The sequence below is a fragment of the Frankia sp. CcI49 genome (assembly GCF_001983215.1).
Lineage (GTDB): Bacteria > Actinomycetota > Actinomycetes > Frankiales > Frankiaceae > Parafrankia > Parafrankia irregularis.
In genome coordinates this window covers 1-13,469 of record NZ_MOWP01000005.1, presented here as the reverse complement: position 1 = coordinate 13,469, position 13,469 = coordinate 1, and the positions used below count along the sequence as shown (strand labels likewise).

12 protein-coding genes are annotated in these 13,469 nt (G+C 72.2%); 9 read left to right on the top strand and 3 right to left on the bottom strand.

Annotation, left to right across the window (positions count from 1 at the left end):
- Positions 1–40: 40 nt before the first annotated feature.
- A complete protein-coding gene (locus CcI49_RS03430) occupies positions 41–1,180 on the bottom strand; it encodes an MFS transporter (protein ID WP_347280101.1) in 1,140 nt (379 codons plus the stop codon).
- A 132-nt stretch (positions 1,181–1,312) separates the two neighbouring features.
- Positions 1,313–2,137, bottom strand: coding sequence for an alpha/beta hydrolase (locus CcI49_RS03425; protein ID WP_054570032.1), 825 nt, complete (start codon positions 2,135–2,137; stop codon positions 1,313–1,315).
- A gap of 161 nt (positions 2,138–2,298) precedes the next feature.
- Between CcI49_RS03425 and CcI49_RS03420 the strand changes: the two genes are divergently transcribed.
- Positions 2,299–3,129 carry a helix-turn-helix transcriptional regulator gene (locus tag CcI49_RS03420; protein WP_116437328.1) on the top strand — a complete coding sequence of 277 codons (831 nt, stop codon included), beginning with the start codon at positions 2,299–2,301 and terminating at the stop codon, positions 3,127–3,129.
- On the opposite strand, the gene CcI49_RS03415 is transcribed toward CcI49_RS03420, so the two are convergent.
- A complete protein-coding gene (locus CcI49_RS03415; protein ID WP_054570033.1) occupies positions 3,015–4,028 on the bottom strand; it encodes a LysR substrate-binding domain-containing protein in 1,014 nt (337 codons plus the stop codon). The genes CcI49_RS03420 and CcI49_RS03415 overlap by 115 nt on opposite strands.
- A gap of 467 nt (positions 4,029–4,495) precedes the next feature.
- On the opposite strand from CcI49_RS03415, the gene CcI49_RS03410 reads away from it, so the two are divergent.
- From CcI49_RS03410 to CcI49_RS03375, 8 genes are all read left to right on the top strand, one after another.
- Positions 4,496–6,232, top strand: coding sequence for an AMP-binding protein (locus tag CcI49_RS03410; RefSeq protein WP_198955442.1), 1,737 nt, complete (start codon positions 4,496–4,498; stop codon positions 6,230–6,232).
- A 183-nt stretch (positions 6,233–6,415) separates the two neighbouring features.
- Positions 6,416–7,204, top strand: a complete 789-nt coding sequence (locus tag CcI49_RS03405) for a hypothetical protein (RefSeq protein WP_054570035.1) — start codon at positions 6,416–6,418, stop codon at positions 7,202–7,204.
- Positions 7,201–7,914: a PaaI family thioesterase gene (locus CcI49_RS03400; protein WP_054570036.1), complete on the top strand. Its 714-nt coding sequence runs from the start codon at positions 7,201–7,203 to the stop codon at positions 7,912–7,914. Before CcI49_RS03405 ends, CcI49_RS03400 begins: the two co-directional genes overlap by 4 nt.
- Positions 7,914–8,180, top strand: a complete 267-nt coding sequence (locus tag CcI49_RS03395) for an acyl carrier protein (RefSeq protein WP_054570037.1) — start codon at positions 7,914–7,916, stop codon at positions 8,178–8,180. Before CcI49_RS03400 ends, CcI49_RS03395 begins: the two co-directional genes overlap by 1 nt.
- 32 nt (positions 8,181–8,212) lie before the next feature.
- On the top strand, positions 8,213–9,088 hold the full coding sequence (locus tag CcI49_RS03390; RefSeq protein WP_076824413.1) for a class I SAM-dependent methyltransferase: 876 nt from the start codon (positions 8,213–8,215) through the stop codon (positions 9,086–9,088).
- Positions 9,089–9,108: 20 nt separating this feature from the next.
- Entirely contained in the window at positions 9,109–10,035 is a 927-nt protein-coding gene (locus CcI49_RS03385) for an acyl-ACP desaturase (RefSeq protein WP_054570038.1), read from the top strand.
- 253 nt (positions 10,036–10,288) lie between these two features.
- The gene (locus CcI49_RS03380) at positions 10,289–11,758 is read left to right on the top strand and encodes an AMP-binding protein (protein WP_076824411.1); all 1,470 of its coding nucleotides are present in this window, start codon (positions 10,289–10,291) and stop codon (positions 11,756–11,758) included.
- Positions 11,759–12,299: 541 nt separating this feature from the next.
- On the top strand, positions 12,300–13,250 hold the full coding sequence (locus CcI49_RS03375) for a CoA ester lyase (protein ID WP_076824259.1): 951 nt from the start codon (positions 12,300–12,302) through the stop codon (positions 13,248–13,250).
- The last annotated feature ends 219 nt before the right edge of the window (positions 13,251–13,469 follow it).

Sequence of the window (13,469 nt, the reverse complement as noted above, 5' to 3'; positions counted from 1 at the left end):
CATCGGCAACACAGGAATGCCGAACGAACTATTCAGAATGTCAATCGCGAAACGCGGCGCCGCGCCGGGCCGGCTCGGGCAGGAACACGCACATGGCCACCGCCAGCGCCGGGACGAAGCACAGCACGGTGAACGGGGCCGAGATGCCGTGCGTGTCGGCGATCGCACCGAGGGCGGGCGCCGCGAGCCCACCGGCGCTGACGGCGAGGCCGAGAGTGACCCCGGAGGCGGTTCCCGGCCGGCTGGGCAGGTAGTCCTGCCCGAGCTTGACCAGCACGGCGAACGGGATGCTAATGGCCATACCCGCCGCGACCGCGGCGGGAAGTCCCGTCACCGGTCCGCCGGCCAGCCGCAACGCGACGAGGGCCGGCACGGTGAGCACGGCGCCGGCCTGGACGGTGCGGACCGCCCCGAACCGGTCCGCGAGGCGGCCGCCGACCAGCGTTCCCCCGACACCGCCCATCAGGAACAGGGTCAGCGCGAGCCCGGCGAGGGCGTGGCTGGCACCCAGGTGCCGCAGCCAGAACAGCTCGATGAACGTGCTGACGCCGAACAGCAGCACCGACCGGACGATCTCGACCGCGGTCAGCAGCAGGAACGGACGCGGGCGGTCGGGCGTGGGTGCGCCCGCACCAGTGCCCGGCCGCCGGGCCGCCACCGGCCGGCGGCCCGCCCGCAGCAGTACCACAGCGAGCAGCAGCGCGGGCGGGATGAAGAGCACCGTCGCGTTCGGCCCCCAGGCGGCGAGGGCCGGTGTGGCCAGCAGCGGCGCGAGGAAGAACCCGACGCTGCCGCCCGCCGCGAACAGGCTCATCGCGGTGGTGTCGTCGCCTGCCACCGCGCGTGCGGCCGCGCCGGCCGCCGGATGGAACATCGACACCCCGACCCCGGACAGCAGGAGCAGCAGCCAGGTCGCGGCGTAGGCAGGCGCCAGCCCGGCCAGGCCCGCGCCCACCCCGGCCAGGCTGACGCCGACCGGTGCCATCCAGGGGACCCGGCGGCGGTCGACCAGCACGCCGACCAGCAGCTGGGGCAGCGAGCCGCCCAGGGTCGCGGCCAGCGCCAGGCCGGACGCGGCGGTGTAGCCGTAGTTCCGTTCGAGGACGAAGTAGGGGATGCTCGCCGGGACCAGCCCCTGGTACAGGTCGTCGACGGCGTGCGCCGCCGTCCAGGTCCGCATCCGGGCCCAGAGCGAGGCGGGTGCCACTGCGGGTGGTTCCGTCAGCGCTGTCGGTGCCGGGACGATGCCGGCGAGCAGGGCGCCGGGGCTGCTGTGATCGTGGGATGTGCGCATGTGATGGGCCACTTCCGCTCAGCCGCGCTGCCGGGGCAGCGCGCGCAGGAACGTCTCGATTTCCGGGAGGACGGCGGCGGCGAGGTCGACCGGGGTGGTGAGGGAGTCGTCCAGGGCACGGCCGGCGAGCACGGCGGCCGGCATGATGCGCGCCGCGGCGTGGACGACGTGGTCCGGATGGCGCCAGTCGCCGCCCGGGAAGAGCAACGTCGGAACCCGCACAGCGGAGAGCTCGTCGACGGACCGGAAGGACCGGTCGTGCCCGATGGCCGCCGCGGCGGCGACGCTGTCAGGGTCGGCGCGCCCGATCGCCTCCCTGACCATGGCGTTCGCCAGCGGTGACAGCCCCCGCAGGAGTGGTTCCCAGCCCGCCGCCAGGCCGTCCGAGCGGACCCGTCCGGCGAACTCGTCGAGCAGCCGGATCTCGGCGGCTTTCGCCTCGTCGTCCTCGATGTCCTCGACGCCGATGGCGACCACGGCGGCAGGCCGGTCGGGATGGGCGATCGCCAGCCGCAGCGCGATCGTCGCACCGATGCCGACCCCGATGACGGCGGGCACGTCGCCGTGCGCTCCCGCGGCGGGCACAGCGGCGAGCACGGTGAGAACGTCGTGGACGTACTGGTCCCAGGTGTGGCGGGCCGGGTCGCGGCACACCGACGCGCCGTACCCCCGGATGTCCGGCTGCACGACGGTGTACCGCCCGGACAGCCCGCGGGCGATCGGGTCGAGGCTGTGTCGGTCGGGGCCGCCGGCGTGCAGCAGCACGACGGGCGGTCCGGACCCGCCGACATCGACGTGCAGGTCGCAGCCGTCGGGGGTGGTCACCCGGTGTGACGCAGTCATGAGGCACTCCTGACGCGCCCGCTCGGGGGCGGGCGACGGGCACGGGACCGGTCACGTTCGGTGGGTGCCGCGTGGGGCGCCGGGGCCGGTCCCGGTGGACGACTGCGAGCCTCTCCCGCCGGTGGCCTGGCCAGCCACCGCCAGCCCGTACAGTTCTGTCGATGAACCGCCATCTCGCCGCCGGGCCGATATTGCTGCGCCTGGCGGACCGGGAGGGCGTCGACTGGCACGATCACGCCGACCACCAGCTCGTCTACCCCGGGACCGGGGTGCTGCGGGTCTTCACCCGGCGGGGCTCGTGGGTGGTGCCACCGCTGCGTGCGGTCTGGCTGCCGGCCGGCGTCGCCCACGCACACCGGGCGCACGGCCGCACCGACATGCACACGCTCGCGTTCGGGCCGGACGACGATCCCTTCGGTGTTCCCGACCCGACGATCGTGGCGGTGACCGGCCTGCTGCGGGAGCTCATCCGCGCGCTCACCGACCCGGAGCTGAGCCCGGCCGACGCCGCGGATCTCACCGCCGTGCTCCGTCGCGGGCTGCGACCGGTCACCGAGCCCCGGCTGCACCTACCCAGGCCGGTCGACGACCGACTCGTCGCCGTCACCACCGCGCTCACGCGCCAGCCCGCGGACACCCGGACCCTGCGCGAGCTCGCGCGGACCGCGGGCGCGAGCGAGCGGACGCTGAGCCGGCTGTTCCGGGCCGAGACCGGGATGACCTTTCCGCAGTGGCGGGCGCAGCTCAGACTGCACCACAGCCTGACCCTGCTCGCGATGGGCGAGCCGGTCACCGTGGTGGCCATCGCCTGCGGTTACGACAATCCGAGCTCGTTCACGGCGGCGTTTCGAGACGCCTTCGGCGTCACCCCGGCGCGCTACGCCCGCGGCGCCCGCGCGGATGGCACCGCCCCGGGCGGCGCGGTTCGGGTTGGCGCCGCCCCGGATCCCGCAGTGGTGGACGCCGCCGCCCCGGCACGGGCCGAACCCTGATCGGTGACCTGCTCGGAGAAGGGCCCGGCCGCCTCCAGGCAGTCCAGGAAGGCACCCACGACCGGCTGCGGGTCGGGGCGCCACACGGCGTACATCCCCACTGTCGGGACCGGGTCGACCAGGCGGACCGCGAACAGCCCGTGGCCGGGCGGGTGCGCCCCGCGGGCCGCGGAGGCGAAGCCGACGACCGGCCTGGTGGTGACCACGATGCCGGTGGCGCCTGAGTCGTCCACCTCGTCGGAGATCGTCAGCGCGATGCCACAGCGGTCGGCCGCGGCGAGGATGGCGTCGTGCATGGCAGGACTCTGCTCCCGGCGGAACAGCACGCAGGGCTGGTCGGCCAGCTCCCGGAACGGGACCTCGTTGCGGGTCGCCCAGGGATGGCGGCGGCTGACGATCGCGACCAGCGGTATCGTCGCGACCCGCTGGGAGCGCAGCTGCGCCGACGGCGGCCCGGCGAAGACCAGCGCGACGTCGAGGCGGCCCTCTGCCAGCGCGGACAGCTGCGGACCGCTGCGCGCCTCCCACAGGGTGGTCGACACACCGGGATAGTCGGCGGCCAGCCGCAGCAGCGTCGGCTGCAGCACCCGCTGACCGGCCGGGTAGTTGAACCCGATGCTGATCATGCCGGTGCGCCCGGACGCCGCCTCCCGGGCGACGGTCACGGCGCGGCGGGTCGCGTCCAGCAGCCTCCGGGCCTCGACCTCGAAGGCCCGGCCGGCCGCGGTCAGCTTCACCTCATGGGAGCTGCGCGAGACGAGCTCGACGCCGATGTCGCGCTCGAGCCGCTGCAGCTGCTGGCTCAGCGACGGCTGCGCGAGGTGCAGCCGGGCCGCCGCCCGGCCGAAATGAAGTTCTTCGGCGATGGCCAGGAATGACGTGAGATATCGCAGCTCCATGGCCGTCCTCCCGGTGGGCGCAGACCACGTTACCGGTGAGCGCTAACCACCGGTAACGCGCACATGTGGACGGCGGAACGAGAACATGGCGGGCAGGCGCGCCGGCCGGCAGGGCGGTCTGGGCCGACCGCGACCCGACGGGTGCTGCCGCGCTCCCGCGCGGGCCTGCCATGTACGCGTTCACACCTGGCGTGCATTGCCTGCCGGTGGAATCCGCGACCGGCGTGCGGCAGCATCCGTTGCCGCTTCGCCCGGGATGCGGACGATTAGCGGCGCCGATGGGCCAATTGTGGTCGAGAAATCGTGTTTGACCGGTGGGTGAGCGGCGGGCAAGCATTTCCAGGGAACGGGTACGGCCCGCGGACGGTACGCGGAGAAAACAGGCGCACGGTGGCCGGTGCCACGCGGAGAAAGCCGCATGGCCCAGCAGCCGGGCGAGGTGTTTCGACGAGAGGACGCCGGTGGTCATGCGGGTATCCCTGGACGAGGTGGTGCCGGGCACGACTGCCGCCGCCGCGCTCGCCGCCGGCAGCGTGCACGGGGCGCTGGCGGCCGTGGCGGCCCGCCGCCCCGCCGTCCGGATCGACTTCCCGTCCTCGGGCGATTCGCTGTCCTACCGGGAGCTGGTCGAGCGCGGCGAAGCCCTCGCCGCGGCGTTGGCGCGCGGCGGGGTACGGCCCGGCGCGCGGGTCGGCCTGCTCAGCGAGAACGCCCCCGACTTCCTGGTCGCGCTGGCCGGGGTGAGCCGGGCCGGCGCCGTGACCTGCCCGCTTCCGCTGCCGACCTCGACCCGGGACCTGACCGGGTACGCGGCGCGGCTGGCTCGGGCGGCGGCCGTCGCCGACATCGGTCTGGTCCTGGTGGGCGGGCGCACCGCCCGACTGGCCAGCCGGTTCGCCGCGGCGTTCGACGCCGGCGGCGCCGTCCGGGTTGTCACCGTCACCGAATACACGGCATCCGCCGGCGCCGGTGCGGGCGCCGGCGGCCCTCTGCCGGACGAGGTGCCCCCGGGCGCCCCGGCGCTGGTCCAGTTCACCTCCGGCAGCACCGCCGCGCCGAAAGGCGTCCTGCTGACCCACCACAACATCCTCGCCGGCCTCGCCGCGATCATTGACGGTGTCGGGCTCACCGAGAACGACGGCGGCGGAATCTGGCTGCCGCTGTTTCATGACATGGGGCTGTTCGGCACGCTCGCCGGAATTCTCACCGGAATGCCGATGACGGTCTGGTCGCCGGCCGGTTTCGTGAAGGATCCGGCCGGCTGGCTCACCGACTTCCTGCGCCGGGGCGGGAGCATCGCGCCGATGCCGAACTTCGCGTACGACTACCTCGCCGACGCCGTCCCCGAGCCCGTCCAGGCCGGGCTCGACCTGAGCGGCTGGCGGGTCGCGTTCAACGGGGCGGAGCCGGTGTCCCCCGCGTCCGTCGACCGCTTCCTGGCGATCTTCGAGCCGGCCGGGTTCTCCCCGGCGGCGATGATGCCGGTCTACGGCATGGCGGAGGCGACCCTGGCGGTGACCTTCCCGCCGCGCGGCCGGGCGCCGGTCTCGCGCTGGGTCGACCGTGACCTGCTCGCCCGGCGGGGGATCGCCGTCGACGTCGCACCGGACGATCCGGCCGCCCGCGGGCTGGTCGGCGTGGGCCGGCCGGTGCGCGCGATGAACGTGCGCGTCACCGGCACCTCGCCCGGCGCCACCGGGCCGGCTCCCGACGACCAGGTCGGCGAGATCCAGATCCGCGGCGAGGCGGTCACCGGCGGCTACCTCACCGAGTCCGGCGCGGTACCCGCCGACGCCTTCACCGCGGACGGCTGGCTGCGCACCGGCGACCTCGGCCTGCTACGTGACGGTGAGCTGTTCGTCACCGGCCGGGCCAAGGAGATGATCATCGTGCGGGGGGTGAACTACTACCCGCACGACGCCGAGGATGCCGCCCGCGACGTTCCCGGGGTCCACCGCCGGCGCTGCGTCGCCTACGCCGACATCGCCCCCGACGGAACCGAGGCGATGACCGTGCTGGCCGAGACGACGCTGGAGGACGACGCCGCGCGCGACCTGCTCACCACCGGCATCCGCACCGCGGTCGGTGCCGCGCTGGGCCTCGCCGAGATCACCGTCCACCTCGTCGGCCCCGACGCCCTGCCGCGGACGTCCAGCGGGAAGTTCCAACGTCTCGCCGCCCGCGACGCGGTTCCGGTGGCGTGAGCGGGCAGCCGGCCCGAGCGGGTGGCAGGGCCGGGCTGTCATCCCGAGGGCCTGGCTGTCACCCCGTCCGACATCCGATCCGACCATCCACACGATGTCCCTTCCCGACCGCGGCCCGCGCCGCGGCCCGCACGGGCCGGCGCGTCCGGGGCCACCGTCTCCGTCCCAGGCAGGTGCTGGCACATGCACAGCTACGACGTGTTCCGCCACTATGAGCGCCAGGTGTGGCGGCTCGCCGACATCCCCTTCGACGAGGTGCGGCGAAGTGACGTCCGCCCCGAGTACATCCGGATCGCGCGCGGCGCGGTGATGGGCGAGGCGAACTCGATCGCCGCCCAGCACGGATTCTTCGACGAGTTCGTCCATGACTACGACTTCTCCGCCTTCGTCGCCCTGTGGGGCTACCAGGAGCTGCAGCACCACTTCGCGTTCCGGGCCTGGCTGGACGTCGTCGGCGAGCCGGTGTCGGCGGCGCCGATCGCGGCGATGCGCGAGCCCTACGCACCCGGCACGACGCCGGCGGCGACGCTCGCCACCAACATCATCTCCGAGCTCACGGTCAACCACGTCTACCGCGCGGTCGCCGGCTGGGTCCAGGAGCCGGTGCTGCGCATGATCATGACCAACGCCAGCCGGGACGAGGCCGCGCACGCCCGCGAGTTCATCCACTACACCCGCCGCCGGCTCGCCGAGCACCCCGACGAGCTGGCCTCGGTGCTGGAGACGCTGTTCGTCTACACCGCCGAGCAGCGCATCAAGCATCCGGTCGGGGTCTTCAAGGGCGAGCTGGAGGCGCTGCGCGACCACGACACCATCGACACCGGATTCGAGTTCTTCCTCTCCCAGGTGGCCACCGAGGGAGAGCTCGCGCACCTGCAGGACAAGATCCGCCGGGCGTTCGGCGCGATGACCGGCCTCGACCTGGGCACCAACGCGCGGGTCCGGCGCGAGCTCGCGGAGGTGCTGGGGTGACCGCCTCGACCGAGGACACGCGCACCGCGCCCGCCGGGACGTCCGGGCCGTCCAGGACGTCCGACGGGCCACTGGCCGAGGTGCTCGGGGGCCCGGCCGCTGACGACGGGCACCTGCGGACGCCGTGGACCGTCCTGGAGGACTACCAGTGCTTCGGGTGCTCACCGCACAACGCACACGGCCTGCGGCTGCGCTTCCGGGAACGGCCCGACGGCATCTCCACCACCTTCCAGCTCGGCCCGACACACGAGTCCTACCCCGGAGTCGTCCACGGCGGGCTGCTCGGCGTGATCTGCGACGAGACCATGGGCAACCTCATCGTGCTGCGGGTCGGCCAGCCCGCGTTCACCACGGCGATGCGGGTGCGCTTCCTGGCGCCGGTGCTGGTCGGGGCCGTGCACGAGTGCCGGGCCCGGATCATCCCGGGCGCGGACGGCTCCACTCTGATCAACACCGAGGCTGATGTCGTCGACGCCGCGGGCACCGTCGTCGCCACCGCCCGCGCGACCTACCGGCCGGTGGCGCTGGAGGCGGCCCGCGACCGCATCCAGATCAGTGACGACGCCGCCGGGCGCCTCGCCCGCGTCCTGGCCGCGACCGCGGACGCCGCCGGTCGGCCGCTGGCTGACCCGCCGCCGACCGACCGGCCGGTGGCTGACGAGCCGCGCGGCGGCCAGCTCCCGAACGTCCCCGCATCCGAGGAGTCCTGATGTCCACGACCGCCGCCGAGCCGGTGCTCTCGACCATCACCGGCATCGTCGCCACCGAGCTCGCGACCGCCCCGGGCACGATCGATCCGGACCTCGATCTGCGGTCGGTCGCCGGCGCCGACTCGGTGAAGGTGCTGCGCATGATCGCCCGTATCGAGCGAGCCTTCGACATCGAGCTCGACGACGAGACCGTCTTCACGGTGACCACGGTCCGTGAGGTGACCGAGGTCGTCGAGCGTGCCCTCGCCGGGGGGGCCGCGGCGTGACCGTCACCTCCACCGGCGCCCCGGCACCGGCCGTGCCTGCGCCAGCGAGCGTCGCCGCGGCAGCTGCCGCGGACCCGGCCTCCATCGCGGACACCAACCAGCACTACGACCTCGACCCGGAGATCTTCGGCCTGTTCCTCGACTCCCGCCGCAAGTACTCCAGCGGCCTGTACCGCGCGGACGGGGTGACGCTGGAGGAGGCACAGCTCGCCAAGCTGCGCTTCGTCGCCGACCGGCTGGCGCTGCGCGGCGGTGAGCGGACGCTGGACGTCGGCTGCGGCTGGGGTTCGGTCGTCCTGCATCTCGCGCGTGAGCTGGGCTGTCACGCGGTCGGGGTGAGCCCGGCGGGCCGCCAGCACGCCTACATCGCCGAGCGCGCCGCCGAGCTGGGCGTGTCCGACCTGGTGCGGACCCGTCAGGGCCACTTCGAGACCTTCGACACCGAGCCGGCGTCCTTCGACGCGGTGTCCCTGCTCGGCTCGATCGTGCACATGCCCGACCTGGACCTGGTGTTCCGCCGGGCGCGCGCGGCGCTGCGCCGTGGCGGCCGGCTCTACGTGTCCGAGTCGTGCTTCCGCAACGCCGCCGCGCACGCGGAGTTCGACCGTCGTGGGGGCACCGAGTTCGTCCGTAACTCGATCTTCGGATGGGGCGACATGCGCCCGCTGTCCGAGCTGGTCAGGGCGGCCGAGGACGCCGGGTTCTCGATCCGGTCGGTCGACGACCTGACCGAGGACTACCGGCGCACGATCGAGGACTGGCTGGCGAACGTCGCCGCGAACGCGGACCGCATCGACGCGATCCGGCCGGGCACGGCGGCGATGCTGACCCGGTACCTGCAGGTCGCCAACRCCGGCTGGGGCTTCACGACGAAGCACTACGCGCTGGTCTGCCAGAAGTCGCGCTGAGGAGCGGGAGCACACCGACGATGACCAGTACACCGACGATGACCAGCGCACCCTCGGTTACCAGTACGCCGGCACGCGAGCCAGTCCTGCGCGGCCCGGTGCGGGGGCCGTTCCTGGCCCCGGGCGAGCTGGCGCAGGCCGTGACCGACTTCCATCTGGCCTCCAGCCCCGCGCGGCGGTGGGACGTCGAGACCGCCGTCGACTGGGCCGCGGCGGACGCCGACCGGCTCACCGACGGCCAGCGTTCCGCCGTCCGCTTCGTGACCCTGATCGAGGACCATCTCCCGGGCTATTTCGCCGTCTACACCCGCCGGTTCCCGCTCACCGCGGACGTGGATCCGGCCGAGTTCGCCCACCACCGCGAGCTGTACCACTTCACGGTCCGCTGGGCGGTGGAGGAGGACAGCCACGCCCGCGCGCTGTTCCGCTACCAGACCGAGGCCGGCATCGCCGACGCGGACGCGCTGCGCCACGAGCTGGCGCTGGAGGGGCGCAAGCCGTTCGAGCTGCCGCACGACGACGCGGTGTCGCTGTTCGCCTACGCGCTCGTGCAGGAGAAGGCGACGCAGCTCTACTACCAGCAACTGCGTGCCGTCGTCGGTGACCCGGTGCTGGGCACCCTGCTCGGCCGGCTCAGCCGGGACGAGGCCCGGCACTTCACCTTCATGGCGGACGTCATCGAGCGCTACCTGCGTACCCACGGCGACGCCGTGGTGGAGCCGATCCGCGAGGTGATCGAGCGGTTCCGGATGCCGCTGGCGGACACGATGCGTGGCTACTGGCGCTGGGCGCTGCAGATCGCCGACACCGCCCGCTATGACCACACCGACGCCTACGAGCATCTGATCCGGATCATCAACCGCGCGGTGGACGCGCGTTCCGACCGGGTCGAGGAGCTGACCAGGTTCGTCGCCAGCTGCCGCTCGGGCACGATCGCGACGGCCTGATCGCGACGGCCTGATCGCGACGGCCTGATCGCGACGGCCTGATCGCGACGGCCTGGTCGCGACGGCCTGGTCGCGACGGTGTGGTCGCGACCGTGTGATCGGACCGCCGCGGCGGCGGGCCCGCGCCGCCGGTCGCCGTTGTGTGACACTTCCGCAGAACAACGGAAACGGTTAGGTTTGCTTCCGGTTTCCACATCGTCCCTCCGTGGGTGCCCCGACGAAACCGACGGTGGGACCGACGGAGGGACACGCGGTGGACGACGTCAGCTACGCCCGGCGAATTCGCCAGCTCGCCGAGGAACATCCGGACGAGCCGGCCTTACGGCACATCGCACTGGACGGCTCGGAGCCCGTCCTCACCTGGTCTGACCTGGACCGACGCTCCAGTCAGCTCGCGGGGGCCCTGGCGGGGCGGGGCCTGGGCGGCGGCGACCTGCTGGGGCTCGGGTTACGCAACTCGCCGCAGTTCGCGCTCAGCGCGCTGGCCGCCTGGAAGCTCGGCGCGGTGCCGGTGCCGATCCGCTGGGACCTGCCGGACTGGGAGCTCTCCCGGCTGCGCGAGACGGTCGGCGCACCCGTGCATCTGGGGCCGGCCGACCTGCCCTGGATCGATGCCACGGCCGACCTGGACGTCCCGGACCTGCCCGACGCGACCTCGCCGCAGACGAACGGGATCTGCAGCAGCGGCTCGACCGGCACGCCGAAGGTCATCCTCAACACCCGGCCGGCCGTGTTCGACGCACGCTTCACCACACCGTTCATCGACCTGTGGCGGACCGACAACCCGGTGCCCCGGCCGCAGGTCATTCTGGTGCTGGCGCCGATGTACCACGCCAACGGCTTCTCCACCCTCTACAGCCTGCTCGGTGGGGACCGGCTCGTGGTGATGGAGAAGTTCGACGCGGCGCGGATCGTCGACGTGATCGAGCGCTACCGGGTCACCACCTTCACCGCGACGCCGACCATGCTCAAGCGCATCGCGGATCTCCCGGACATCGAGGGCCGCGACCTCTCCAGCCTGGRATGGATTCTGCAGGGTGCGGCTCCGATGCCGCCGTCGCTCGTTCACCGGTGGGCGAAGCTGATTGGCGCCGAGCGCATTCTGATGGCCTATGGAATGACCGAGGCAATCGGCATCACAGCCTTGCGCGGTGACGAGTGGATGAGTCGGCAGGGCAGCGTCGGGCGCGGTATGCGGGGTACCGAGGTGAGCATTCTCGACGACGCGGGAAATCCCCTGCCGGACGGTGAGATCGGTGAGATCTTCCTACGTACCCCGGCGGCGAGCTACGGCGGGTACACGTATCTCGGCAAAGCACCGCAGTTGCGGCAGACCGGGCAGGGCTTCGAGACCGTCGGAGATCTGGGATATCTCGACTCCGACGGCTATCTCTTCCTTGTCGACCGGCGCGTCGACATGATCATCTCGGGTGGCGCGAATGTTTTCCCGGCCGAGGTCGAGGTGGCACTCATCGATCACCCCGAGGTTCTCGACGTTGTCGTGATCGGGCTACGTGATCCGGAGTGGGGCCGGCGGGTGCACGCCGTCATCGCGCCGGTCGACCCGTCGCGACCGCCGACCTCCGCGGAGATCATCGCCTTCGCGAAGAGCCGACTTGCCGCCTACAAGGTACCCAAAACGGTGGAAATCGTGGACGCGATCCCGCGCAGCGAGGCGACGAAGGTCAACCGGGGCGCGCTTGTCGAGGCGCGCGGCGGCTGACCGATCCGGACCGGGAGTCCGCCTCCGCGGCGGGATGTGACCGCAGCCGCGGACGGTGGGCGGATGCGGCGAAACCGTGGGAACGGGCCGGAAAGGCGGCACCAGGAGTGGCAGTCGGGTGTCGCCTTTTCTGGTCGCATCGGGCGGGCGAATGGTGCGGGGCGAACCGCTCACGAGCCCGCGGGCGGCGGGCCCCCGAAAAGGAGACGGAACCGTTCCGAAATTCGCGGGTGTCGCCGCGTGCCTGTGCTGTTCGCCGGGGTCGGATCGCTCCGGTATGGCGGTGTGACGACAGGCACACCACCACGCCGCCGCGTGCGGGTCTGAGATTTTGTGTGGAACGTTCCCCGAGGTGCCGACCCGGCAGGACGCTGTAAGGCCCATCGACTACCGTGGCGGGGCCCGCACGCCACGCCGGCCGTGCCTTGATGCGCCTGACCAGGTCTGACCAACCGCGCTCCGGCTGACCAACCGCATCCGGCTGACCAACCGCATCCGGGCGCCCAGGCCGGCCGGCCCGATGAAGGAGTTTTCGAGAAGAATGCCTCTGCGTGCTCGCCGGTCATGTCTGGCTGTTCCTGGTTCGAACCCGAAGATGCTGGGCAAGGCACAGGGCCTTCCCGCTGACCAGATCTTCTGCGATCTTGAGGATTCCGTCGCCCCGGACGCGAAGGAGTCGGCGCGCGGCAACGTCGTCGCCGCTCTGAACGAGGGTGACTGGGCGGGCAAGACCCGGGTGGTGCGGGTCAACGACCTGACCACCAAGTGGACGTACCGCGACGTGGTCACGGTGGTCGAGGGTGCCGGCGCGAACCTGGACTGCGTGATGTTGCCGAAGGTGCAGACCGCGGCGCAGGTGCAGTGGCTGGATCTGCTGTTGACGCAGATCGAGGAGGTGATGGGTTTCGAGGTCGGTCGGATCGGGATCGAGGCTCAGATCGAGAACGCGCTGGGTCTGTCGAACGTGAAGGAGATCGCGTTCGCGAGCCCGCGGATCGAGACGATCATCTTCGGGCCGGCGGACTTCATGGCGTCGATCAACATGCCGTCGCTCGTCGTCGGTGCCCTCACGCCGGACTATCCCGGTGACCCCTTCCACTACGTGCTGTTCAAGATTCTCGAGGCGGCGCGGGCGCGGGGCGTGCAGGCGATCGACGGTCCGTTCCTGCAGATCCGGGACGTGGACGCGTTCCGCGGGGTGGCGAAGAAGTCCGCGGCGTTGGGTTATGACGGCAAGTGGGTGCTGCATCCGGGGCAGATCGAGGCGGCGAACGAGATCTACGCCCCGCGGCAGGAGGACTACGACCACGCCGAGCTGATCCTGGACGCGTACGCCTGGTACACGTCGGCTGCCGGTGGTCTGCGCGGAGCGGTGATGCTCGGCGACGAGATGATCGACGAGGCCAGCCGCAAGATGGCCGAGGTCATCGCGGGTAAGGGCCGGGCTGCGGGGATGGCGCGCACCGAGTCCTTCACCCCGCCGCAGGCCTGAGCGGAGGCCGGCTGCCCGCGCTGGTTACTCGCGGGTAGCCTCCGCTTGTTACTCGCTGGTAGGCTGCCGGGCTCCGGCTGGTATTTCGCTGGTTTTCGCCGAGATCAACGACACGGGAGCCGTGATGGGCAGGGTTGCGCAGACCGACGGGTTGACGGATGTCCAGGCGGACATCCTGGCCGCGGTGCGGTCGTTCGTGGACAAGGAGATCCTTCCGTA